Origin of the sequence: Aurantimicrobium sp. (genome assembly GCF_036667855.1) — a bacterium.
In the GTDB taxonomy this organism is placed as follows: domain Bacteria; phylum Actinomycetota; class Actinomycetes; order Actinomycetales; family Microbacteriaceae; genus Aurantimicrobium.
In genome coordinates this window covers 1-24,326 of the sequence record NZ_JAVWTF010000007.1, presented here as the reverse complement: position 1 = coordinate 24,326, position 24,326 = coordinate 1, and the positions used below count along the sequence as shown (strand labels likewise).

Below are 24,326 nucleotides of genomic sequence, written 5' to 3'. Positions count from 1 at the left end.
GAATTAGAGCCCGAGTAGCTCTTTCATCCCGAAAGCGAGGGCTGAGAGCCTCTGTGCAGCGTCGTTTCTGCGTTGGGCTAATTCACCCTCGCGAGAAACCACGTCGATATAGACCTTGAGTTTGGGTTCGGTTCCACTGGGGCGAACCATAATGCGGGAACCATCTTCCAGCCAGAATCTCAACACATCGCTGGGTGGGAAGTCGGAGTTTCCTGCGAGAAGGTCATCGACGGTTGCCACTGCAATCCCACCAATACCTGCAGGCTGCGAAGAACGCAGACTCGTCATCAGGCGAGGAATCTCTGACAAGTCAGAAACTCGGAGTGAAATCTGTTCGCTCGCAAAGTGGCCAAAGGTCATGCTGAACTCATCGAGGTGGTCACTCAAAGTAGAACCCTGTGATTTCAGTTCGCTCACGATGCTCAAGAGAGCAACGGCAGCTGAGATTCCGTCCTTGTCACGAATAGTGCCGGGGTTCACGAGATAGCCCAGGGCTTCTTCATAGCCGAAGGCCAAGTTCTCCACTCGGGAAACCCACTTGAACCCGGTGAGTGTCCATCTAAAGTCCAGACCGTAGTGTTCAGCAACGGCAGAGAGTGCGGGGCTAGACACGATGGAGCACGCCAGTGTTCCAGTCTTGTTCGTAAGGCCAAGTTCACGGGCTGTTCTCCAGCCCAGCAGAGCACCAAGCTCATTGCCGGTGAGTCGGCGATAGCCTTCAGCTGTTGACTCATCTGGGATAGCCACTGCCAGACGATCCGCATCCGGGTCGTTAGCCACGATGAGTTCTGCATTGGTCTTTCGAGCTAATACATAGGCCAGGTCAAGTGCGCCGGGTTCCTCCGGGTTAGGAAACTCCACGGTGGGGAAGGTGGCATCAGGAACGTTTTGTTCAGCAACTACTTCAGGTGTGCCGAAACCAGCACGTGAGATTACAGCTGCGAAGGTTTCATAGCCCACACCATGCATGGCGGTGTACACAAAGTGAGGTTGTGCTGATGACGCATAAGTCCCTGCAACCAGAGCGGTCTGGGAGATGTAATTATCAATGACTGACTCAGGAATAGTGCTGAATGGGCCCCTGGCTAGCTCGCCAACGTTCATCTGCGCGGCAACCATGTCTATCTGCTCGGCAATGTGGACATCGGCGGGGGAGACAATTTGGGAACCATTGTCATCTCCGCCGAGGTAGACCTTGTAGCCGTTGTCAGCTGCAGGATTGTGGCTAGCAGTGACCATGACGCCAGCACTGGCATTTAGTTCACGAACGCTGAAGGCGAGAACTGGGGTGGGAAGCATGCGGGGCATCAACATTGCCTCAACTCCAAAGCCCGACATAATCTCTGCTGTGTCGCGAGCAAATACTTCTGAGTTCTTACGGCCGTCAAAACCGATGACCACACTGGGAGTCATTCCTTCGTGTGCATTCGCAAGCAAATAGCGGGCCAAGCCGGCTGCTGCTTGAATGACAACAACCCGGTTCATTCGGTTGGGACCTGCAGCAATGGCACCACGAAGACCAGCTGTTCCAAAGCTCAAGCGAGTGGAGAAGCGGTCCGAGATCTCTGCCTGTGCTTGCTCGTCACCTGCTTCAGAGGCTTTAAGTAGCGCTTTAAGTTCTGCCACTGTTTCTAGGTCGGGGTCTTGCTCAATCCACGCCAGAACCTCGGAATGATACTCATTCACTGTTGTCATGACTGGGCTTTCTAGAGCTTGTCCACGATGCGGGCAAGTAGCTCGCTGATGCGACCTTCTGCAGCAGCGCCCGCTTCCAGGACCTCTTTGTGGGAAAGCGGGTTCTCAGAAATACCAGCAGCCAAGTTGGTAATGAGAGAAAGCCCCAGAACTTCCATGCCTGCTTGGCGTGCAGCAATGGCTTCCAGCGCGGTGGACATACCCACGATGTGGCCGCCGAGAACCTTCGCCATCTGCACTTCGGCAGGAGTTTCATAGTGAGGCCCGCGGAACTGGACATAGACACCGTCATCGAGGCTGCTATCCACCGTGCGAGCAAGATCGCGCAGTCTGGATGAATACAGATCAGTGAGGTCAATGAAGGTCGCGCCCTCGAGAGGAGAGTCCGCGGTCAAGTTGATGTGGTCGCTGATCAGTACGGGGGTTCCTGGCCTCCAGTTGGGCTTGATGCCACCTGCACCATTAGTGAGCACCATGGTGGTGGCACCGCACGCAGCAGCGGTGCGCACGCTGTGGGCCACGCGGCGCACACCGTGGCCTTCGTAATAGTGCGTGCGAGCACCAATAACGAGTGCACGCTTTCCGCTAGGAAGCAAGATGCTGCGTAATGTTCCGGAGTGGCCCACGACGGCGGAAGCACTGAAACCAGTAATTTCGGCGGCATCAATCGTGGCTGTGGTTTCGCCCATCAACTCAGCTGCTTTGCCCCAGCCAGAACCCAATGTCAGACCAATATCGTGCTGAGCTACGCCTGTTTTCTCCGCGATCTGAGCCGCCGCTTCGCGGGCCACCTCAAACGGGTCCACGTCAGGGTTAGAGAGGGGGTTGAGAAGTTCATCTTGGTTGTTCAGCGTTGAATCCATTGACTCATCCTAGCCACCAAGAATGAGGAAACATCCGCCGCGAACGGGGTTTCTCCCAGTAGTGTGGAGAGATGCGTTCTATCCCAGTATTGTCAGATCTCACCGCAGAATCACTTGCGGACTTTCTTCGAGCTCTGCCCGGTGTTGACGCTGTTGGCCTCGAAGCCCGAGCCGCTGATTTGGGCACTCGGAGCATCAAGACGTCGTCCAAATCGTGGGCAATCGACACCATTATCAAGCTGATTGACCTCACCACGCTTGAGGGTGCTGATACTCCGGGCAAGGTCCGAACTTTGGTCTCCAAAGCACTGGTACCTGATGCGAGAGACCTGACCACACCTCGGGTTGCCGCAGTATGTGTTTATGGCGACATGGTTGCCATTGCTGTTGAGGCACTCGGTGACATGCATGGCGACCCAGACCAGGGCAAAGTTTCCGTCGCTGCCGTAGCAACGGCATTCCCTAGTGGCCGCTCTTCCCTGGCAATCAAGATTGCAGACACCCAAGAAGCAGTTGCCGCAGGTGCAGACGAGATCGACATGGTCATTGACCGCGGAGCTTTTTTAGCGGGGGACTGGTGGACCGTCTTCCAGCAGATTGTGGCGGTGAAAGAAGCCTGCCGTCGTGCCGACGGAACTCACGCCCACCTCAAAGTGATTCTGGAAACAGGAGAACTCGTCACCTATGACAATGTGCGCAAAGCTTCCTGGCTCGCCATGCTTGCCGGGGGAGACTTCATCAAAACCTCAACAGGCAAGGTAGCTCCCGCTGCTACGTTGCCGGTCACCCTGCTCATGCTGGAAGCAGTGCGGGATTGGTATGCCGCAACCGGTCAACGTATTGGTGTGAAGCCTGCTGGCGGAATCAAAACCACCAAGGACGCCATCAAGTATCTGGTCGTCGTTGCAGAGACTGTCGGGGAAGAGTGGCTCGTGCCACACCTGTTCCGTTTCGGCGCCTCAAGCCTGCTTAACGATGTTCTCCTCCAACGCCAAAAACTTGCCTCGGGTCACTACTCGAGTGCCGATTACGTCACTCTCGATTAGGAATTACATGTCATTCATGGACTACGCACCAGCGCCAGAATCCACCGGGATTCTGAACCTCAACGAGCACTACGGCCTCTTTATCAATGGAGAGTTCGTTGCCGGCAGAGGCGAGAACTTCACCAGCATCTCTCCAGCCACTGAGGCACCCATTGCAACCTTCAGCACCGCCACCGAGGCAGATGTTGATGTGGCCGTCCGGGCAGCACGATCTGCCTATGACTCGGTCTGGTCGAAGATGTCCGGTGCTGATCGTGGAAAGTACCTCTTCCGCATTGCGCGCCTGATCCAGGAGCGCTCACGTGAGCTTGCAGTTGCCGAAACCCTCGATAACGGAAAGCCCATCAAGGAAACCCGTGATGTGGATATCCCCTTGGTTGCTGCCTGGTTCTTCTACTACGCAGGTTGGGCAGACAAACTCGACTTCGCTGGCTTGGGTGCAAACCCCAAGTCGCTCGGTGTTGCAGCTCAGGTGATCCCATGGAACTTCCCCCTGCTTATGCTTGCCTGGAAGATTGCTCCCGCGCTCGCCGCAGGAAACACAGTGGTGTTGAAGCCAGCAGAAACCACCCCGCTGACTGCCATGCTCTTCGCAGAAATCTGTCAGCAGGCGGACCTTCCCGCAGGTGTGGTCAACATCATCACCGGTGCAGGCGACACAGGTAAATCCCTGGTCAACCACACCGACATCAACAAGATCGCCTTCACTGGTTCAACCGCTGTGGGACGCGAGATTGCTCGTGCCGTTGCGAGATCCAACACCAAGCTCACTCTTGAACTCGGTGGCAAGGGCGCCAACATCGTCTTCGACGATGCCGCCCTGGACCAGGCTGTTGAAGGAATTGTCAGTGGCATCTTCTTCAACCAGGGTCACGTCTGCTGTGCCGGTAGTCGACTTCTGGTTCAAGAAAACATCCATGACGAAGTTATGGACCGTCTCAAGACTCGTCTGTCTACTCTGCGCCTGGGTGACCCACTGGACAAGAACACCGACATCGGTGCCATCAACTCTCGCGAACAGCTGGACCGCATCACCGCGCTCGCCGCCCAAGGCGAAAGCGAAGGTGGAGAGCGCTGGAGTCCAGCGTGTGACATCCCTGCCAAGGGTTTCTGGTTTGCACCCACGGTCTTTACTGGTGTCTCTCCCAGTAACACCATTGCTCGGGAGGAAATCTTCGGACCCGTGTTGTCGGTGATGACCTTCCGCACACCTGCCGAAGCAATCACCAAGGCCAACAACACTCCTTATGGTCTCTCTGCGGGTATCTGGAGCGAGAAGGGCAGCCGCGTCTTGGCTGTTGCAGACAAGCTCCGCGCCGGCGTGATCTGGGCCAACACCTTCAACAAGTTCGACCCCGCAAGCCCATTCGGTGGTTACAAAGAATCTGGCTACGGCCGCGAAGGCGGCCTTTCCGGATTGGCTGCTTATCTGGAAGGTGGTGCAGCATGAGCCGTCTCGCTGTCCCCAAGACCTACAAGCTTTTCATTGGCGGAAAGTTCCCCCGTAGTGAATCAGGTCGTGTTTACGAAGTGAACTCTGTCGCCGGAGAATTCGTTGCCAACGCTGCACAAGGATCACGCAAAGACATGCGGGACGCGGTTGTTGCCGCTCGCACCGCGCAGCCTGGCTGGAGCGGTGCTACCGCGTATAACCGCGGTCAGGTTCTGTACCGCATCGCTGAAGTGCTCGAAGGCCGCAAAGCACAGTTCGTTGAAGAGATCATGCTGGTCGAAGGCTCCTCCGCAAAGGAAGCAGCCGCTCAGGTCGATGCCGCCATCGACACCTGGATTTGGTATGCCGGCTGGGCAGACAAATACACCCAGGTTGCCGGGCAGGCCAACCCTGTCTCTGGCCCCTACTTCAACCTGTCTGTTCCTGAACCCACCGGTGTTGTCGGCGCGATTGCGCCACAGACCTCGGGTTCATTGCTCGGATTAGTCGCCACTATTGCCCCCATCCTGGTTTCTGGAAACACAGTCGTTGTTGTTCCACGCGAGGATGCGCCATTGACCGCCATCAGCTTTGCTGAAGTGATGGCAACGAGCGATGTTCCTGGTGGTGTGGTGAATGTGATTACCGGAAGCCCAGCAGAGCTGGCACCCTGGATGGCATCTCACGCAGATATCAATGCTCTGGATCTTGCAGGTGCTGGGTCACTTGATTGGGCGTCGCTTCAGATCGCTGCAGCAGAAACCCTCATGCGCACACTCGCGCCGGTTGAGGGAATCCCAGTGTCATCTCTGAACAGAATCACAGCATTCACTGAAGTGAAGACTGTCTGGCACACCAAGAGCCTGATTTAGCGGCTGTTTAGACCGTTCCGTAGAGCCGGTCACCCGCGTCACCAAGGCCGGGAACGATATACCCGTGCTCGTTGAGACGCTCATCCAATGCACCCAAAACCAAGGTGACGCTCTTGCCCTCGGTTGCTGCTTCAACAGCTGTAACACCCTCAGGTGCACCAAGAAGACAGACGCAGGTCACGTCGGTTGCCCCGCGCTTGAACAAGAAGTCAATAGCGGCAATCAGCGATCCGCCGGTTGCGAGCATAGGGTCCAGCACAAAGCACTGACGTCCAGTGAGGTCATCAGGAAGGCGCTCTGCATAGGTAGCAGGTTGCAGAGTTTCTTCGTCACGAACCATCCCGAGGAAACCAACCTCAGCAGAAGGCAGCAAGGTGACCATTCCATCTAGCATGCCAAGACCCGCACGAAGAATAGGAACAACCAGAGGTCGCGGTTGGCTCAGCATCACCCCCTTGGTCGTGGTGACTGGTGTCTCAATGGTGACTTCTTCGACCCGTACATCTCGGGTGGCTTCATAGGCCAACAAGGTCACGAGCTCTGTGGCGAGAGAGCGGAACACTGAAGAAGGAGTGCTCTTGTCTCGCAACACAGTGAGCTTGTGGGTAATGAGGGGGTGGTTGGCCACATGTAAACGCATGGCTTCAATCTAGCCGAATCCCGTAAGGGCTCAGAAAATTCCTCTGCTCTGAATCGCGCTAATCTAAAACCTGGGGGAAATGAATATTTACCCGCACTTTTGGAGGTAAATCTTGGCCATCGTTCTTTCTATTCTTGATCTGCTGTTGGCAATACTTTTTGTCTACGCCGGCTCGACCAAAGCATTCCAGCCTGTTGAGAGGCTCGAACCCAAGATGGCATGGGTCAAGGACTATAGCCCTCGAACCGTCAAGCTCGTTGGATGGGCGGAGCTTCTTGGTGGAGTTGGCCTGATTCTTCCTGGCCTGGTTGGCCTGGGAATTCTGCAGCTCACGGCAGCAATTTGCTTAGCTGTGCTCATGGTTGCTGCAGCAGTGTGGCATTTCCGTCACAACGACGCCAAGGGCGCCATCCCCAGCATCGTGCTCGCAGTATTGCTCGCAGTGCTGGCCTTATTCATGATTGTCTAAGCCTCTATTGAAGAAGGGGCCCCTACGGGCCCTTTCTTAAATTAAGTAGGTATTTAGCGCTGAGGATCCAGCACATTGAGGCGACGTCCGCGAACCTCGGTGGGGTCGAGCTCCATCCAGACGTAGTCGAGATCAGGAGCGAAGTCGACAATGGGGAGCCGGTCTAGTACCTTGGCAGCTTCTTCACTGGTGAGTGTCCGCACAACACCCAGGGCAACGGTGCTGGAGAAGTGCTTCATCATCTGCCAACCAGATTCAAAAGCAACCAGCCTGCCGTCTGTCTCTTTGCGTAAGCGAGACTCAGCGCCGGTGCGGAAGTAGATCTTCCAGTTGTGAACAACATACGAGACGGGATAGATATCGGGTGCTCCTTCGCGGGCACTCGCAATACGGCCAATTTGGTTGGCCTGGATAATCTCCCACGATTCTTCATCGTCGAGGTGATCAATGGGGTATTCGCTCATGGTGATGCTGTCTTTACTGGAGGGAAGGATGTTTTGAGTTTATAGCTCATGGTGTGTGAATTCTGTGTGCTGTTGTAGTTGCTCCATCCGCCGTGGAATGGGTTAAGGTATGAGAAATGGCCTCCCCGAAGGGAAGCCATTTCACCGTGTTCGTTGTCTGCGTTAGTCGCGGGCAATCGCCAGGAACTGCAGAATCTGCATGTAGAGCCAGACCACAGTGACCATGATGCTGAACGCACCGGTCCAAGCGAACTTGGCGGGAGCCTTGTTCTGCACACCGCGCTGAACCATGTCGAAGTCCAGTACGAGTGAGTATGCAGCCAGCAAGATCACCAGAGGGCCAATGATCAGACCCAGTGGGATACCGAAGATCTCAACAGAGTTGAGACCGAAGGTTCCGCTGGTGGCACCGAAGGCAGACATCAGCAGGCTTACAACCGAGAAGACCAGGTACGCAATGATGGCGATGAAGAAGATCTTGGTCGCACGTGCTGATGCGCGGATCTTGCCGTTGGCAAACAAAGCCAAGGTCACACCGACCACCACGATGGTGGCAATAACAGCCTGGGCAACAATGCCACTCCACTGGGCGTCAAAGACCAGTGAGATACCGCCGAGGAGAACACCCTCAAGCGCGGCATAAGCAAGAATCAGTGCGGGTACTGGCTCTTTCTTGAAAATGTTGACCATGGCCAGGGCGAAGGCACCAATACCGGCGACCATAATCATGCCTGAGCCCAGGGCAGGGTTCATGCTGGTGATGATCCATCCGGCGGCTGCGCCGACGAGGAGTACGACGAAAGAGATGAAGGACTTAGCAACTGTGTCTTCGTAGGTCATGGCGCGTTCGGGTGCGCGGTTGGCCGACGGTGCGTCATAGAGCGCTTGGAGCTCAGCAGCAGTCGCGTTAGGCGAGAAAGCCTTTTGGCCAGTGAAGGCGGGGTTGTTAACAGCCATGATGGTTGTCATTTCCTTTCAGGAAGTTGTGCGCTTTCTGGGCGCTACATCCACGATACCGAGTGGGAGCACCATGTTTTCCGAGAATTCGCTGTGTGTATGAACCTCGGTGATGGCTAGGCTGAAAATATGACAGCCCGCCCCCTGGTAATTGCCCATCGTGGGGCCAGCGGCTATCACCCTGAACATACTCGTCCTGCTTATCTCACGGCCATCAGTCAAGGGGCGAACGCCATTGAACCTGACTTGGTGTTCTCCAAAGATGGCGTTCTCGTTATTCGCCATGAGAACGAGATTTCCGGAACTACAGATGTGGCAAGCCGGCCAGAGTTCTCTGACCGTCTGACCACCAAGGTGGTCGACGGTGAAGAACTCACCGGCTGGTTCACCGAAGACTTCACCTGGGCAGAACTCTCTACATTGTTATGTAAGGAACGTTTGCCGGAGCTACGTCCTGGCAACGCGAAAGAAGATGGGCAGTACCCCATCTTGCGGTTTATTGATTTGCTCGAGATCGCAGACCAAGCAGGGCCTGATTTCACCCTGGTGGTGGAGATCAAGCACCCCACCTACTTTGCCGGTTTGGGTTTTAGCTTCGAAGCTGCGTTAACGCAGGATTTGTTCCTGGCTGGCTGGCGCACAGATGACTCCCGTTTGATCATGGAGAGCTTTGAGAAGAGCATCATTGTGCGCCTGCGCGAGTTGCAGATTGGTGCCCAGCATTTCTACATCATGGACCGCGAGCATGTGGCTTTCGATGAACTGGTGTGGGCGGTCTCTGAAGGTGTTCCCCCCATTAGTAATGCTGATGAACTTTCTGGTCCTGGCTTAGAAGCCTTTTCCGGTCGGCTTGATGGCCTGGCTTTAGCCTCTTCCCTGCTCTTTGATGGCAGTGCCTTGGAGCTCAGCCACGGCCGGGCCATAGTCGAGCAGGCACATCAGCTGGGGCTCAAGATTTTTGTCTGGACGCTGCGACCAGAAAATGAGTTTTTACCCGAGACATTTCGAACTTCCGCTGACCCGCTTGAGCATGGCCAGTGGCAGGCGTTTTACGAGAAGCTGTGGGAGTTGGGTATAGACGGCGCCTTTGCCGACCAACCCGACTTGGCTGTCCGTACTCGCCCGTAGACTTGACGGGCTATGAGTGAGCTTTCTTCCGCCGATCCTTTACTGGATGGCCTGAACCCCCAACAGCTTGAAGCTGTGCAATACCGGGGTCCGGCATTGCTCATTGTTGCTGGTGCTGGCTCGGGTAAAACGAGCGTGCTCACCCGCCGCATTGCTTCTCTCATTCGTAATAGAGAAGCTTGGCCCAGCCAGATTTTGGCCATCACCTTCACCAACAAAGCTGCAGCTGAAATGCGCGAACGCGCAGAGAAGATGCTGGGCATTGCCACTGAGGGTATGTGGATCTCCACCTTCCACTCATCCTGCGTGCGCATTCTCCGCCGTGAGGCAGAGAACTTTGGTTTCACAAAAGCGTTCACTATCTATGACTCGCATGACTCTCGCACTCTGATCAAGCGCCTGATTAAGGAATACGAAGCCGACACTTATGGGCTGTCAGTCTCTGGAGTTGCCGGCAAGATTTCCCGACTGAAGAACGAACTCTCGGACGTGGACAGCTATTCCCGCAATGCAAACCTCAATGACCCTACTGAGGTGAAGTTCCTTGAGGTGTTCCGCGGGTACACCCGTGCACTCCAGGCTGCCAACGCATTCGACTTTGACGACCTCATTGCTCAGACCGTGTTCTTATTCCGTGCTTTCCCGCACGTCGCAGACCACTACCGTAAGCAGTTCCGTCATGTCTTGGTCGATGAGTACCAGGACACGAACCACGCTCAGTATGCGCTCATCCATGAACTCACCAGGGAAACCGCTGACGGCATGCCCGGCGGATCACTAACCGTGGTCGGTGACTCCGACCAGTCCATCTACGCCTTCCGCGGCGCAGACATGCGTAACATTGCCGAGTTCGAGCGCGACTTCAAAGGTGCTCACGTGGTGATGCTGGAGCAGAACTACCGCTCCACCCAGACAATTCTTTCTGCTGCTAACGCGGTGATCTCCAACAACTTTGACCGTAAGGACAAGAAGCTCTGGAGTGATGTGGGAGACGGTGACCTCATTGTGGGGTTCACCGGGTACTCCGCACACGATGAAGCCCAGTTCGTGGTCGACGAGATCAGCACCCTGCATTCTGCCGGCATGGGTTACAACGAGATGGCCGTGTTCTATCGCACCAACTCACAGACCCGTGCCTTGGAAGAAATCTTCATTCGCTCCGCCGTGCCGTATCGAATCTTGGGTGGCACGAAGTTCTATGAGCGCGCTGAAATCAAGGACATCCTGGGATACCTCGTCACCATTGCCAACCCTGCAGATTCGTTGGCAGTGCGCAGAATTCTCAATGTTCCTAAGCGCGGTATTGGACCTGCCACCGAGACCGGCTTGCAGAATTATGCCGACACTAACCAGATCACGCTGCGCGAAGCGCTGCGCTCTGCTGACTCGTTAGGACTGGGTCCCAAGGTATCCGGGGCGATAGCCAAGCTGTCAGGCCTCATTGACGAGGCCACAGCATTGGCGGAGTCGGGCCCTGTTGCTGATGTGCTCACCCGCATCTTGGAAGAGACCGGATATGTGGATCTGCTCCGCGCAACCCGAGACCCGCAAGACGAAGCCCGTGCTGAGAACGTGGAAGAACTTTTGGCAGTGACCAAGGAGTTCGATAAGAACAACCCCGGTGGCACACTGATTGACTTCCTGACCGAAGTCTCTCTCGTTGCAGCTGCTGACGAACTCGATGACGCCAGTGGAACAGTTTCTCTGATGACCCTCCACACCGCGAAGGGCCTGGAATACAACGCCGTGTTTATTACGGGCGTGGAGGAAGAACTTCTTCCTCACCGCATGTCTGCCGGCGAACCCGGTGGCCCAGCCGAAGAACGACGCTTGTTTTATGTGGGCATTACCCGTGCACGCAAGCGCCTGTTCCTCTCTCTTGCCATGAGTCGTGCTCAGTTTGGTCAAACAAACGTGGCGATGCCTTCGCGCTATCTTCAGGAGATTCCTTCGGAACTCATTGAATGGCGCCAGTCACCTGGTTCGGTCAATGGTCGGGATGGATATCAGTCCCGCGCGCTCAACGCACGTGGCTCTCGCTATGACGGTGGCTTCGGCTCGAGTGAACTCGGCGGTTGGGGTTCCACCGAGGGCGGATGGAACTCTCTCGAGGCGTCACCGAAACCCAAAACAGAATGGGCTAACCGTGTCACGAACAAGATTCGTGACAACGGCGACTTAGAGCTGGTTGCAGGTGACCGTATTTCTCACGCCGACTTTGGTGAGGGAACTGTGAATCAGGTCACCGGGGAAGGCGCTAAGCGCGTTGCCCATGTGAAGTTTGATTCTGCAGGAGCCAAGAAGCTCCTGATCAAGATCGCTCCGATTGAGAAACTCTAGATTGCTGTTCCGCTGCCCAGCAGTGAACCAATGAAGTAGGTCACAGCCAGTGCTGCTGCGCCACCAATGGTGACGCGCAGGATCGCGCGGGGGACAGGTGCTCCACCGATGTAGGCACCAACACCACCGGTGAGGGCCAGGGCAATCAGCGATGCCGCAACGGTTGCGGGAATCTTTGCGTCTCCGGGAACCAGAAGCACCGCTAATAGAGGCAAGATTGCACCGGCGAAGAACGCAATCGCTGACGAGATTGCTGCATGAAGCGGGTTAGTCAGTTCTTCCTGATTAATGCCAAGTTCAATGTCGAGGTGGGTCTTGAGGGCGTCCACCTCGGTCATTTCCACCGCAACCTGACGTGCTGTTGCAGGCTTGAGCCCCTGGGCTTCGTAGAGAGCAACGAGTTCTTCGAGTTCTTCCTCAGGGAATTCTTCGAGTTCGCGACGTTCCTTATTGATCCAGGCCTTCTCTGAGTCACGCTGGCTGGAAACAGAAACATATTCACCCAGTGCCATCGAGATGGCTCCAGCGGATAGACCGGCAACACCAGTCAGTAGCAGAGCTGCAGGGTCTGTTGTTGCGGCCGCAACACCGACCATCAGGGCCGCAATCGAGACAATGCCGTCATTGGCGCCAAGAACACCGGCACGAAGCCAGTTCAGCTTGCTGTTGGAAGCGGCGTCGTGGGGTTCAAAACCTTGTGCGTGGACTGATTCAGGCATAGCTCTACTCTGTCAGCTCTGTCTAGTTGCTGCCAGTTAGGAGAGGCATACCTATATAGAGGGTGTAATCCGCGGAAAAAACCGGTAAAGTCTGAATGGTCAATTTATCTTGATATCAAGTTACTTTTAACTCATCAGATTTATTTACTTCCCCTCTTTATCGCTCAACGCGGATTAGGAAATCACGTGGATCTTTACGAATACCAAGCCAGGGACCTATTCGAGAGCTACGGTGTTCCCGTGCTCGCTGGCATCATCGCAGACACCCCTGCTGAAGCTCGTGCTGCAGCAGAAAAGCTGGGCGGCGTTGTCGTCGTCAAGGCTCAGGTCAAGGTTGGCGGCCGCGGTAAGGCTGGCGGCGTCAAGGTCGCTAAGACCCCTGAGGAAGCAGAAGAAGCAGCGAAGGCCATTCTTGGTCTCGACATCAAGGGCCACGTCGTCAAGCGCGTCATGGTTGCCGCTGGTGCTCGCATCGCTGAAGAGTTCTACTTCTCAGTACTTCTTGACCGTGCAAACCGCTCCTACCTCTCGCTGACCTCCTACGAAGGTGGCATGGAGATCGAGCAGCTCGCCGTTGAGCGTCCCGAAGCTCTTGCTCGCATTGAGGTCAACCCCATCAAGGGCATCGACCTGGCAGAAGCAAAGAAGATTGCTGTCGCAGCGAAGTTCCCTGCAGAGCTCGTAGACAAGGTTGCTCCTGTCTTCGTCAAGCTCTACGAGGTCTACACCGGCGAAGACGCCACCCTCGTTGAAGTTAACCCTCTGGTTCTCACCGAAGAAGGCGACATCATCGCCCTCGACGGCAAGGTCTCGCTCGATGAGAACGCTGAGTTCCGTCACGAGAACCACGCAGCACTCGAAGACAAGGCAGCTGCTGACCCTCTCGAGGCTAAGGCAAAGGCTGCAGACCTCAACTACGTCAAGCTGGACGGTGAGGTTGGCATCATTGGTAACGGTGCAGGTCTGGTCATGAGCACCCTCGACGTTGTTGCTTACGCTGGTGAAAACCACGGTGGCGTCAAGCCTGCTAACTTCCTCGACATCGGTGGTGGAGCTTCTGCTGAAGTGATGGCTGCTGGTCTCGACGTCATCCTCGGTGACGCACAGGTCAAAAGCGTTTTCGTCAACGTCTTCGGTGGTATCACCGCATGTGACGCTGTGGCGAACGGTATTGTCCAGGCACTGGCAACCCTCGGTTCCGCTGCTAACAAGCCTCTCGTTGTTCGCCTTGATGGCAACAACGTCGACGAGGGTCGCCGTATCCTCGCCGAGGCTAACCACCCACTCGTAACCCTCGCAGACAGCATGGATGACGGCGCCGACAAGGCCGCTGAACTCGCTGCCCGCTAAGCCCTCACGAAAACTCAAGGATAAGAAATGTCAATCTTTCTGAACAAAGACTCCAAGGTCATCGTGCAGGGCATCACCGGTGGTGAGGGCTCCAAGCACACCGCTCGTATGCTCGCTGCAGGAACCCAGGTTGTTGGTGGCGTCAACGCACGCAAGGCTGGCACCACCGTTACTCACGGTGATGTTGAGCTCCCCGTCTTTGCAACCGTTGCTGAGGCAATGGCTGCAACCGGTGCTGACGTCTCGATCGCCTTCGTTCCTCCTGCATTCTCCAAGGACGCAGTTATCGAAGCTATCGACGCAGAGATTCCTCTGCTCGTCGTCATCACCGAGGGCATCCCCGTTCAGGACTCTGCTGAGTTCTGGGCATACGCCAAGGACAAGGGTGGCAAGACCCGCATCATTGGTCCCAACTGCCCTGGCATCATCACCCCAGGTGAGGCACTCGTCGGTATCACTCCTGCGAACATCACCGGTAAGGGCCCCATCGGTCTGGTTTCCAAGTCTGGAACCCTGACCTACCAGATGATGTTCGAGCTGCGCGACCTTGGCTTCTCGACCGCTATTGGTATTGGTGGAGACCCCATCATCGGCACCACTCACATCGATGCGCTCGCTGCATTCGAGGCTGACCCCGAGACCAAGGCCATCGTCATGATCGGTGAAATCGGTGGTGACGCTGAAGAGCGCGCTGCAGACTTCATCAAGGCGAACGTAACCAAGCCCGTTGTTGGCTATGTTGCTGGCTTCACTGCTCCCGAGGGTAAGACCATGGGTCACGCTGGTGCCATCGTCTCTGGTTCTGCTGGAACTGCACAGGCCAAGAAGGAAGCCCTCGAGGCTGCCGGCGTCAAGGTTGGAAAGACTCCTTCCGAGGCTGCTCGCCTGATGCGCGAAATCATGGCAAGTCTCTAATCCAGGCTGCTTTTACTCGGCGCTTCCTTTCGGGGGAGCGCCGAGTTCGTTTAACCACACCTGTCCACAATCGTGACGAAATCTCGGCCGAGCTGGCAGACTAGAACAACTGTCTAACCTTTGAGGATTGAAACAAACATGTCTACTGCTGTGAAGAAGAGCGCTGGTCGCTCCTGGCTGTCCGCTATCGCCTTGATTCTGGCCATTGCGCTCACCCCCGCTGCCATCGTGACTCACTGGGCAACCAGCGAAGTTACTAACACTCAGCGCTTTGTTTCCACGCTGTCCCCACTAGCCAAGAACCCTGCTGTTCAGGAGACCATCATTACTGAGGTCACCACCATCATTGACAAGCAGGTCGACATCAAGGAAGTCACCACTTCCCTCTTTGAAGGTTTGGGCAATGCCCTGGATCTTCCCGATGCTGCCAAGAAGGCTCTTGGCATGTTGGCTGCTCCTGCAGCGAGCGGCGTTGAGGGTCTCGTGCAGACCCTGGTTTCTAATGTTGTGAAGTCGCAGGCATTCGCTGATGCCTGGGACAAGACCCTCACCCTGACCCAGGAGCAGACCGTTGCGCTGCTTTCTGACAGTCCAGATTCTGTCATCAAGCTCTCCAACGATGGCACCCTGACTCTTCCGCTCAAGCCCATCATTGTTGAGATCAAGGCAGAACTGGTCAAGCAGGGCGTTGGTTTTGCCTCGGCTATCCCTGAGGTCAACACCGACATCACCATCGGCAAGGTTCCCGAGCTGGCATTGGCTCGCGTTCTCTACCAAGTTGGTGTGGGCGTAGGAACTTGGCTTCCTTGGGTAGTTGCAGCACTGTTCGTCGTAGGAATTGCGGCAGCTCGCCGCCGCCCACGCGCACTTGCAGCCACCGGTAGCGTCATGCTTGGACTGATGGCGCTGATGGCGTTCCTCTTCACCAGCGGCCGCATTGTGGCTATGACCGTCATTGATCCCAACTACTCACCTATCGTGGGTGCTGTCTATGACGCACTAGTCGCCTTCGTCCTTGACGTCGTCATTGCCCTGGCCGTTGCCTCGGTCATTGCCATCATCACCGGCTGGGCATTTGGCGTCAGCGAAAGTGCAGAGAAGTTCCGCGCTTTCTCGAACAAGCAGATCAATTCACTGCGAAAAACGGTTGACCCCGAAAAAAAGATCTTTGCTAACTCCAGCGTTGTGATGCACAAGTACCGCATCGTTGCTCGCGTCGTCATCATTGGTGGAGTCGCTCTGATTCTCAGCGCAACCATTCCTTTGACCACCGGCGCAGTAATTGGTTGGACGCTTGCTGGCCTGGTTCTGCTCTTTGCCTATGAAGTTCTGCAGCGCCCCGTCGTCAAGGCAGCAGCACCCAAGGTTGCTGAGACTGTAGCAGCTGCCCCAGCGGCAAATACTGTCGCAGTGAAGAAGGCTCCTGCCAAGAAGGCCCCTGCTGCATCTGCAGCAAAGAAGCCCGCAGCGAAGAAGAGCGCAACTGGCTCAACTAAGCCTGTCGCGAAGAAGCCAACCACTAAAAAGTCATAGCATCAAGGGGTGAACCGCACCCTCATTGCACTGCTTGCTGCCCTGGAGTCTCTCCTGGCAGTGGGCATTGGCTTGGGTATTACCCTCATTCCACTGAGTTTGATGTGGGCTGTCCAGTTGGACAGCGGCATCGGCTGGGACGTGTTTTATCGCGCTGCTGCTGACATTTGGTTAGTCGGTCACGGTGTTGACCTCACGGTCACCTTGGATCCTGTGCTGGCTGCGAATGTGGGTTTGGCGGGTGCTGAAAAGCCTTTCCTCATCTCCATTGCGCCCTTGTTCTTCTCAGTCTTGACCATCCTCTTGGGTGTTCGACTGGGTCGTAAGTCGTTGGAATCTGGTGCACGTTTTGTGGGCCCTGTTGCCGCAATCAGCACCTTCGGTGGCCTGACGGTACTTATTGCACTGTCGTCTATCAACGCCAACGCCATGCCCACGATGTGGATGGCACTGTCATTCCCCACCGCCATCTTTGGTGCCGGTTTGTTCATTGGTGCTCGTGGTGAGATCGGTCACTCGGGTGGTCGCGCTGAGCGTTTGCAGCAGCGCGTAACCGACTGGGCCTTTGGTCTGCCACTCCAGGTTCGCGCCGTTCTGACTTCGTCGCTGCGCGGCGGCATTGCTGCCGCTGCCATCGTGGTTGGCATCTCTGCTGTGGTGCTCTCGGTCATGCTGATTGCGAACTTCTCCACCATCTTGGGCCTCTATGAAGGACTGCAGGGAGGCGGTGGCGGAAGCCTCATTCTCACTGCGGCGCAGTTGATGTTCATGCCGAACTTCGTCATGTGGGTGGCTTCCTGGTTTGTGGGCACCGGCTTTGCTTTAGGTACTGGATCTTCCGTTTCTCCTGTCGGCACCGAGCTGGGTCTGGTTCCTGCGCTTCCGATTCTGGGCGCTATGCCCACAGCTGATCTGGCTTTTGGTTTTGTGGGACTCATCGTTCCTATTGCTGCGGGATTCTTCGCTGCTTTTTTTGTTCGCCCCTCGCTGGTTCGAAGCCTTGGCGGAGCACCCGCTCTACGATGGTTGATCTTCACGGTGTTCGGCATTGCTCTTGTTGGTGGCGCTTTGATTGGCTTTATGGCGTGGGCAAGCGGCGGAGCCGCAGGCCCAGGTCGTCTCGTTGACGTGGGACCTAACGCACTGCGCACCGGAGGCGTGGCAGCAGTCGAGTTCCTCATTGCGGCAACACTGGGTTTGTATGCCGGGTCGCGTTCTCCCTCAAAGCCTGCTGCTTCCACACCGGCTAAAACTCCCGAAAACAGCCCCAGTTCTAGCCGGTAGGCTAGAGGGGTGCTGAAACTCGTCGTCCTGATCTCTGGATCGGGCTCTAATCTTCGTGCCTTGCTCGAGGCAACGAGTGATGAGTCATTCCCAGCACAGATTGTGGCTGTCGGTGCCGATAACGAGGCATCTGGTTTGGCCCATGCGCGTGAGTTTGGTGTTCCCACTTTTGTGGTTTCACCGGCCGACTACGCCAACCGCGTCAGCTGGGGAGAAGCCCTCATTGCTGAGGTTTCTTCCTACTCTCCAGACTTGGTTGTGTGTGCTGGTTTCATGCGCATTCTTCCTGCCAACGTGGTCGGTGCGTTCTCGCCCAACCTCATCAACATGCACCCCGCATTGTTGCCTCTCTACCCCGGCGCTCACGCGGTGCGTGACGCCTTGGCAGACGGGGCAACGGTGACTGGTGCAACAGTTCATATCGTCGACGAGGGCGTCGACACAGGTCCTGTCATCGAGCAACTGGAGGTGGCCATCAACGCTGATGACACCGAAGAGACGCTGCACGAGCGCATCAAGATTGTCGAGCGTGAACTCATTGTTCACACCGTTCGCAATATCGCCCACGCCCACGTCAACCTTCAGGAGTTAGCACGCTCATGAGCGGCCCCTCACACGACCCCAGCCTCTACAACCACCGCGACGTTGTTCCCATTCGTCGCGCCCTGATCTCTGTCAGCGACAAGACCGGTCTGCTGGACCTTGCCGGCGCACTCAGTGCTGCCGGTGTTGAGCTGGTCTCCACCGGCTCCACTGCGCAGACCATTCGTGACGCAGGTCACGCAGTCAAGGATGTCAGTGAAGTAACTGGCTTCCCCGAGTCTCTTGATGGCCGCGTGAAGACTCTGCACCCATCCGTGCACGCAGGTATCTTGGCTGATCTTCGTCTTCAGGCTCACGCTGACCAGCTTGAGGAACTCGGCATTCAGGCATTTGACCTCGTTGTGGTCAACCTTTACCCCTTCCGCGAAACCGTGGCTTCCGGAGCAGCGGACGCAGACGTCATCGAACAGATCGATATCGGTGGCCCTGCCATGGTTCGAGCCTCGGCAAAAAACCACCCCAATGTGGCCATCGTGGTTTCCCCTGCTCGCTATGGGGAGATTATGGAAGCTGTTGCCCAGGGTGGTACTTCTCTAGAACAGCGCCGCTCACTGGCCGCTGAGGCATTCGCGCACACTGCGGCATATGACGCAGCTGTGTCGTCCTGGTTTGTTCGTGACGAGAAGTTCCCTCAGACCTATGCTGTTTCCGCGCAGCGCGGCTCTATCCTGCGATACGGCGAGAACTCCCACCAGGAAGCTGCGCTCTATCTTGAGCAGGGCGGTCACGGTATTGCTCACTCCACTCTCTTGGGTGGCAAGGAAATGTCCTACAACAACTTCGTTGATGCTGACGCTGCTGTTCGAGCAGCTTATGACTTCATCAATCCTGCAGTGGCGATTATCAAGCACGCGAACCCCTGCGGTATTGCCGTGGGCCGCGACAAGGCAGTGGACCAGATTGCATCTGCTCACCGTCTTGCCCACGAATGCGACCCCGTTTCTGCTTTTGGTGGTGTGATCGCGGCTAACCGCCCCGTCACACTCAAGATGGCGGAGCAGGTCAGTGAAGTCTTCACCGAGGTACTCGTTGCTCCTGGTTTCGAGCCGGATGCTCTTACCCTGCTGAGAACTAAGAAGAACCTGCGTCTGTTGCAGCTTCCTGAAAACTTCGGCCGCGAGCCTCAAGAGATCCGCCAGATCTCCGGCGGTTTCCTCGTCCAGGATGCCGACCTCTTTGATGGCACCTCCAAGCTCGGTGCGCTTCTGAGCGATTGGCAGCTTGTTTCAGGTGAGCCTGCTGATGAGGAAACTCTGGTTGATCTCGAGTTCGCATGGAAGGCGTGCCGTTCGGTGAAGTCCAACGCCATCCTGCTTGCTCACAACGGTGCGTCGGTGGGTGTGGGAATGGGCCAGGTCAACCGTGTTGACTCCTGCCACCTCGCAGTCAACCGTGCGGGAGACCGCGCTGCGGGCTCCGTTGCTGCGTCCGATGCGTTCTTCCCCTTCGCAGACGGTCTCGAAGTTCTCCTCGCTGCCGGTATCAAGGCAGTTGTTCAGCCTGGTGGGTCAGTGCGTGATGAAGAAGTCATCGCTGCTGCTCAGAAGGCTGGAGTCACCATGTATTTCACCGGCGAACGCCACTTCTTCCACTAAAGGATAAATAAATGTTCACACCCCGTCGTTTGATTGCTGCAGCCCTGTCTGCCCTCGCGGTCACCATCATCACCCAGAACGTCACCGGCCTGGCCTTTTTCATTGGTAACAACTTTGAAGAAGCCATCCTCTGGCAGGCTGGCTCGTTCTTCATCGGCGCGAGTGTGATCTTCTTTATCCTGGTCTTCCTCAAGGGTGCTTTCGGCTTCTTGGCTAAGCGTCGTTACTCGTGGGTTGTCGGTCTGGTTTCCTCCGTCATTGCTGCGGTTGTGAACATGTTTATCCAAGCTGCATCGCAGGGTGCGGGCTTCTCCGCTGATGTGTTTGCAGGTGTCTTCGCATCTCTCCTCGGCGTGAACCTCATCTTCGTTGTTGCCGGTACGGTGTCCACTGTCACCGCCGGAACAGCTATCTGGCGCTGGGTCATTGCCCGCGGTGCTACAACTGCACCCACCAAGGTGGCACTGGTTCGTGCACCCGCTTCGACTCTTGCTGATGGTCTGGTGACTCACATCAAGCGCAAGAAGGTTGATCTGGAACTGGCTGACCAGCAGTGGGATGCCTATGTGGCAGCCCTCAACGCTGCTGGTTGGATGACCGTCGAGGTAGAGCCCCGCGATGACCTCGCAGACAGCGTCTTTATTGAAGACACTGTTGTGATGCTGGGCAAGCTTGCTGTGATCTCTAACCCCGGCGCAGACAGCCGCAAGCCTGAAATCGAAGCCACCGAGGCGACGCTGCGCGACCTCGATGTCGAGATCGACCGCATCGTGAGCCCAGGTGCTCTCGATGGTGGCGACGTACTCAAGGTGGGCAAGACCGTGTATGTCGGCCGTGGTGGTCGCACCAACGGTGAAGGCATTCGCCAGCTTCGCGCCATCGCTGCCAAGCAGGGATTTACCGTTGTGGCTGTTCCTGTGACCAAGGCACTTCACCTCAAGACTGCTGTGACTGCATTGCCAGATGGCACTGTCATTGGTTACCCACCACTGGTGGATGACCAGGGTATCTTCGACCGCTTCTTGCCTGTGCCCGAGGCGCACGGAACCGCTGTCGTAGTACTGGCTCCAGACACCGTGCTGATGTCGTCATCAGCTCCGAAGTCCGCAGAGCTGTTCCGTGAACTTGGTTACCGCGTGATCACCGTGGACATCTCTGAGTTTGAAAAGCTCGAAGGCTGCGTAACCTGCCTCTCGGTGCGTCTGCGCTAGTAGTTCTCACAAGAAAAGGGACCCAGGTTATGAACTGGGTCCCTTTTCTTTGTTGAGTCAGTGTGGCTCTTAGAGCGTGATCTCACCAACGACTTCGCCATAGGCGGTGGTGCCCACTTCTTTGAAGCCCACCCGGAGGAAGAAGGCCTCGGGGCCTTCCACGCCCTTTTCCCAAAGAACAGTCAGGCGCTTGTTGCCACGAGAGCGTGCTTCGTCTGCCAGAGCGGCTACGGCAAACTTACCCACGCCTTTGCCCTGGTAGTCGGCAGCTACGTGAATACGCCAGAGGCAGCTACGCAGTTCTTCGCTGGCGTTGTCGGGATCAAAGTTTCCTCGGATGAAACCAACCACGGTCTCACCATCCATGACCACGCGTGGCCAGGCGGTGGTGGGGTTTACATACGCTTCAGAGATGGCATAGGACGGGGGAGCAATGAACTGCTCTTGACCACGCTTGAGCGTGAGAGAGTTGGCCGCAACGATGTTGCTGGCATTGAGTTCTTCTAATCTGTAGGTCCCCATGTTCCTAGATTATTCCTCTCAGTAGTGAAATGGCAGTATCTGCTTGTAAAGCTCAGGTTAACTTCTGCTGAGTAGGGGCTGTCGAAAATTCAGGGTAATCTCAGTTTCAGAACTCGCTTTGAGAGTTTTTCTGCGATACCCTAGGGGGTATACAGATTGACCGAAAGGTCATCGCTAACACGGAGGTAATTATGTGTAGTCCAGCCAAGTGCGGTTCATGCGGCAAGACCACCTGGACCGGTTGTGGCGAGCACATTGAGGAAGCGCTTCAGGGCGTAGCTCAGGCTGACCGCTGTACCTGTAACTAGGTTTCACACAAAGAACGGGTCCCTCTGGGACCCGTTCTTGCGTTAACCCGACGCCCTCTGCTGGGAGGGCGGAGGAATTAGTAGGACGCTGCGTACTCGGTGATTTCCCACTCAGTTACTTCGCGGGTGTTAGGGTCGTCAACCGCGGCTTCGTAACGAGCAATTTCGTCGCGCTTGAGCACCATAAACACGTTGATGAGTTCCTGTGACATCTGCGTGCGCAGTGCGTCGTCTTTTTCGAGCGCATCGAGTGCCTCGCTAAAGGTCTCAGGAAGGATCTCGGCACCTTCGTTGTCGTAGGCCATGCCCACGGCGTCGGGTGGACATTCCAGCTCGTTCACGATGCCCTCCAGGCCTGCGGCCAGGATTGCTGCGATGACGAGGTAAGGGTTCGCTGCGCCGTCGCCGACACGAACTTCGAGACGAGTTCCCTGGCCACGCTCGGGTGGAACCCGAACCATGCAAGAACGGTTGTCATAGCCCCAGTTAGAGCGGTAGGGAGCCAAGGTGTCTGGGCCAAGTCGCTTGAAAGAGTTGATGGTGGGGTTGGTGAATGCAGTCAATGCATTGGCGTGCTTAGTAATGCCCGCAATGAGCATCTTGGCTGCGGGGGAGAGGTTGCCACGACCATCATGCATCTTGTTGATGCCGTCCGCGTCGGTGACCGAGAAGTGCAGGTGGAAACCAGATCCGCCCTCGTCACTCCATGGCTTACCCAAGAAAGTCGCGTGCTTACCGCGCTTGGCAATGATGTCCTTAACGGCGGTCTTGAAGAAGAAGGTGCGGTCGGCAGCATCGAGAGCCTCGCTGTGCCAGAGGTTGACCTCATACTGTCCAGGGCTGAATTCGTGGTTTCCAGCAAACGCACCAATGTTGAGACTGTCCAGCATGCGCATGAGGTGAAGGAAGTCACCGTCGGGGTCAACCAAGGTTCCGGTCATGTAGACGCGTCCGGTCTGACTCAGTGAACGCTTGAAGGTGCCGTTCTCGTCTTGGTTTGAAATGTAGAACTCGAGCTCAGGTCCAACCACGGGGTGCAGTCCAAGTGCTTGGTAGCTCTCAATAACCTTCTGCAGCACCGAACGAGGGGACATCATGTTGGGCTTGCCATCGGGGTTAAATGCGTCTCCCACGACGTATGCAACACCTGGCTCCCACGCAAGTGGAGAAATAGTGCCAGGAACAATCTGGGTGAAGAAGTCCTGAAGTCCGTCGTTGGCAATGCCGTTTGCTTCGTGGAATTCGCCACCGGTGGTGGTGGTCCACACGCCCTGGCTGAACGCGGGGCCGTTGTGGCAGGCCTTATCTAACTGGCTGACCAAGATGTCCTTGGAGCGGGGAATCCCGAGAACATCCGAGAACATAACGCGCAGAACGTCGATGCCGCGCTCTCCGAGGTCATCTCGAAGTTTGGTCAGATCGTTAACCATTGCAACTCCTTTGTGGCAAGTGTAGTGTCATAACGCTATCGTTAGGGTACTAACGATTATTACGGATTCAACGCTGAACCGCAAAACAATTCGTCATATTCTTTGAATACTCATTCTCTATCCCAGGAGTGCTTTGTGAAAGCTCTAGTAATTCAGCATGACCACGTCAGCCCAACGGGCCCACTCGGTCGCCGCCTTGAACACCACGGCTTTGAGATCACCGAATTCCTCGTCGTCCCCGAGGAATCATTCAAGGCGCCTAACGTTGTTGTTGAGTTTCCTGACACTGAAGACTTTGACCTCGTTGTCTTCCTAGGTGCTCCATGGGGCGCTTGGGACGACAAGTGCATTGGCAATTGGCTCACCCCGGAGATTGAGCTGTGCCGCGGCCTTGTCACTGCCAACAAGCCTGTGCTGGGTATTTGTTTTGGCGGACAACTGATGGCACGAGCTTTGGGCGGCACGGTCGCTCCTGGGCAGCACCCCGAGATCGGATGGACCTACATCTGGAGTGACGACCAATCACTGGTTGGCAATGGCCCCTGGTTCCAGTTCCACTACGACCGCTTCACCGTTCCTCCGGGAGCTGTAGAGATAGCCCGCAACCCTGTTGCCCCGCAGGCCTTCACCATTAACCGCTCACTCGGTGTCCAGTTCCACCCTGAGCTCGACTCCGCAGCTCTCAAGGGCTGGTTGGACGAGGGTGGGTGGCCCAGCGTCGCCGAGGATCACCAGGATGGCGAAATCATGCTGGCACAGACCGTGGCAGAAGATAAAGCGGGCGAGGCTCGCACCTACGCTCTCGTTGACGCCTACCTTTCACGGGTAGCAGATCTCATCTAAAGACAACAACAAAGAAAATAGCCCCCGAAAATTGAACTGAACCCCACAAGTTGGAGTTCTAATAGGGAGCCGTTTCTAAGTTTGCAAGGGATTGGGTCCGGTAGTCA

General features: G+C 56.1%; 22 protein-coding genes. 14 read left to right on the top strand and 8 right to left on the bottom strand.

Going from position 1 to position 24,326, the window contains the following annotated elements; genetic code table 11:
• Nucleotides 1-3: 3 nt before the first annotated feature.
• Entirely contained in the window at nucleotides 4-1,695 is a 1,692-nt protein-coding gene (locus tag RR877_RS03150; protein ID WP_332550760.1) for a phospho-sugar mutase, read from the bottom strand.
• An 11-nt stretch (nucleotides 1,696-1,706) separates the two neighbouring features.
• Nucleotides 1,707-2,558, bottom strand: a complete 852-nt coding sequence (locus tag RR877_RS03145; protein ID WP_277494669.1) for a purine-nucleoside phosphorylase — start codon at nucleotides 2,556-2,558, stop codon at nucleotides 1,707-1,709.
• Between the two features lie 71 nt (nucleotides 2,559-2,629).
• Between RR877_RS03145 and deoC the strand changes: the two genes are divergently transcribed.
• Genes deoC through RR877_RS03130 form a run of 3 tightly spaced genes read left to right on the top strand, consistent with a single transcriptional unit; the run spans nucleotide 2,630 to nucleotide 5,908 of the window.
• Nucleotides 2,630-3,604 (top strand): deoxyribose-phosphate aldolase, encoded by a 975-nt coding sequence (gene deoC, locus RR877_RS03140; RefSeq protein WP_110234578.1) that lies wholly within the window; start codon nucleotides 2,630-2,632, stop codon nucleotides 3,602-3,604.
• Between the two features lie 7 nt (nucleotides 3,605-3,611).
• On the top strand, nucleotides 3,612-5,054 hold the full coding sequence (locus RR877_RS03135; protein WP_110234577.1) for an aldehyde dehydrogenase family protein: 1,443 nt from the start codon (nucleotides 3,612-3,614) through the stop codon (nucleotides 5,052-5,054).
• A complete protein-coding gene (locus RR877_RS03130) occupies nucleotides 5,051-5,908 on the top strand; it encodes an aldehyde dehydrogenase family protein (RefSeq protein WP_277494671.1) in 858 nt (285 codons plus the stop codon). The genes RR877_RS03135 and RR877_RS03130 overlap by 4 nt, the downstream gene beginning before the upstream one ends.
• A 7-nt stretch (nucleotides 5,909-5,915) precedes the next feature.
• Here RR877_RS03130 and upp read toward each other — a convergent pair whose 3' ends face one another.
• Nucleotides 5,916-6,548 carry a uracil phosphoribosyltransferase gene (gene upp, locus RR877_RS03125; protein WP_110234575.1) on the bottom strand — a complete coding sequence of 211 codons (633 nt, stop codon included), beginning with the start codon at nucleotides 6,546-6,548 and terminating at the stop codon, nucleotides 5,916-5,918.
• A 112-nt stretch (nucleotides 6,549-6,660) separates the two neighbouring features.
• On the opposite strand from upp, the gene RR877_RS03120 reads away from it, so the two are divergent.
• Nucleotides 6,661-7,017, top strand: coding sequence for a DoxX family protein (locus RR877_RS03120; RefSeq protein WP_332550761.1), 357 nt, complete (start codon nucleotides 6,661-6,663; stop codon nucleotides 7,015-7,017).
• Between the two features lie 53 nt (nucleotides 7,018-7,070).
• Here the strand turns inward: RR877_RS03120 and RR877_RS03115 are convergent, their stop codons facing one another.
• Nucleotides 7,071-7,481, bottom strand: a complete 411-nt coding sequence (locus RR877_RS03115; protein WP_280805407.1) for a pyridoxamine 5'-phosphate oxidase family protein — start codon at nucleotides 7,479-7,481, stop codon at nucleotides 7,071-7,073.
• A gap of 162 nt (nucleotides 7,482-7,643) precedes the next feature.
• Complete coding sequence (locus RR877_RS03110) at nucleotides 7,644-8,438, bottom strand: Bax inhibitor-1/YccA family protein (RefSeq protein WP_332627705.1); 795 nt, start codon at nucleotides 8,436-8,438, stop codon at nucleotides 7,644-7,646.
• A 129-nt stretch (nucleotides 8,439-8,567) separates the two neighbouring features.
• On the opposite strand from RR877_RS03110, the gene RR877_RS03105 reads away from it, so the two are divergent.
• Both RR877_RS03105 and RR877_RS03100 read left to right on the top strand, forming a co-directional pair.
• Nucleotides 8,568-9,566, top strand: coding sequence for a glycerophosphodiester phosphodiesterase family protein (locus RR877_RS03105; RefSeq protein WP_332627704.1), 999 nt, complete (start codon nucleotides 8,568-8,570; stop codon nucleotides 9,564-9,566).
• Nucleotides 9,567-9,578: 12 nt separating this feature from the next.
• On the top strand, nucleotides 9,579-11,906 hold the full coding sequence (locus RR877_RS03100) for a UvrD-helicase domain-containing protein (protein WP_280805855.1): 2,328 nt from the start codon (nucleotides 9,579-9,581) through the stop codon (nucleotides 11,904-11,906).
• Here the strand turns inward: RR877_RS03100 and RR877_RS03095 are convergent.
• Nucleotides 11,903-12,625, bottom strand: a complete 723-nt coding sequence (locus RR877_RS03095; protein WP_110234570.1) for a VIT family protein — start codon at nucleotides 12,623-12,625, stop codon at nucleotides 11,903-11,905. The two genes, RR877_RS03100 and RR877_RS03095, sit on opposite strands and share 4 nt — an antisense overlap.
• Before the next feature lie 186 nt (nucleotides 12,626-12,811).
• Here RR877_RS03095 and sucC point away from each other — a divergent pair, with 186 nt between their 5' ends.
• The 7 genes from sucC (at nucleotide 12,812) to RR877_RS03060 (ending at nucleotide 21,116) form a co-directional block, all read left to right on the top strand.
• The gene (sucC, locus tag RR877_RS03090) at nucleotides 12,812-13,975 is read left to right on the top strand and encodes an ADP-forming succinate--CoA ligase subunit beta (protein ID WP_280800811.1); all 1,164 of its coding nucleotides are present in this window, start codon (nucleotides 12,812-12,814) and stop codon (nucleotides 13,973-13,975) included.
• Nucleotides 13,976-14,002: 27 nt separating this feature from the next.
• A complete protein-coding gene (sucD, locus tag RR877_RS03085; protein WP_277494677.1) occupies nucleotides 14,003-14,890 on the top strand; it encodes a succinate--CoA ligase subunit alpha in 888 nt (295 codons plus the stop codon).
• A gap of 138 nt (nucleotides 14,891-15,028) precedes the next feature.
• Nucleotides 15,029-16,423, top strand: a complete 1,395-nt coding sequence (locus RR877_RS03080) for a hypothetical protein (protein WP_332627702.1) — start codon at nucleotides 15,029-15,031, stop codon at nucleotides 16,421-16,423.
• Nucleotides 16,424-16,432: 9 nt separating this feature from the next.
• The gene (locus RR877_RS03075; protein ID WP_332627701.1) at nucleotides 16,433-17,707 is read left to right on the top strand and encodes a DUF6350 family protein; all 1,275 of its coding nucleotides are present in this window, start codon (nucleotides 16,433-16,435) and stop codon (nucleotides 17,705-17,707) included.
• A gap of 9 nt (nucleotides 17,708-17,716) precedes the next feature.
• Nucleotides 17,717-18,310: a phosphoribosylglycinamide formyltransferase gene (purN, locus tag RR877_RS03070; RefSeq protein WP_332627700.1), complete on the top strand. Its 594-nt coding sequence runs from the start codon at nucleotides 17,717-17,719 to the stop codon at nucleotides 18,308-18,310.
• On the top strand, nucleotides 18,307-19,905 hold the full coding sequence (gene purH / locus RR877_RS03065) for a bifunctional phosphoribosylaminoimidazolecarboxamide formyltransferase/IMP cyclohydrolase (RefSeq protein WP_332627698.1): 1,599 nt from the start codon (nucleotides 18,307-18,309) through the stop codon (nucleotides 19,903-19,905). Before purN ends, purH begins: the two co-directional genes overlap by 4 nt.
• An 11-nt stretch (nucleotides 19,906-19,916) precedes the next feature.
• On the top strand, nucleotides 19,917-21,116 hold the full coding sequence (locus tag RR877_RS03060; protein ID WP_332627697.1) for a dimethylargininase: 1,200 nt from the start codon (nucleotides 19,917-19,919) through the stop codon (nucleotides 21,114-21,116).
• 69 nt (nucleotides 21,117-21,185) lie between these two features.
• Here RR877_RS03060 and RR877_RS03055 read toward each other — a convergent pair whose 3' ends face one another.
• Nucleotides 21,186-21,638 carry a GNAT family N-acetyltransferase gene (locus tag RR877_RS03055; RefSeq protein ID WP_332618834.1) on the bottom strand — a complete coding sequence of 151 codons (453 nt, stop codon included), beginning with the start codon at nucleotides 21,636-21,638 and terminating at the stop codon, nucleotides 21,186-21,188.
• Between the two features lie 385 nt (nucleotides 21,639-22,023).
• A complete protein-coding gene (locus tag RR877_RS03050; protein WP_332627695.1) occupies nucleotides 22,024-23,376 on the bottom strand; it encodes a glutamine synthetase family protein in 1,353 nt (450 codons plus the stop codon).
• A 135-nt stretch (nucleotides 23,377-23,511) separates the two neighbouring features.
• Here RR877_RS03050 and RR877_RS03045 point away from each other — a divergent pair, with 135 nt between their 5' ends.
• A complete protein-coding gene (locus tag RR877_RS03045) occupies nucleotides 23,512-24,219 on the top strand; it encodes a type 1 glutamine amidotransferase (protein WP_332618832.1) in 708 nt (235 codons plus the stop codon).
• The last annotated feature ends 107 nt before the right edge of the window (nucleotides 24,220-24,326 follow it).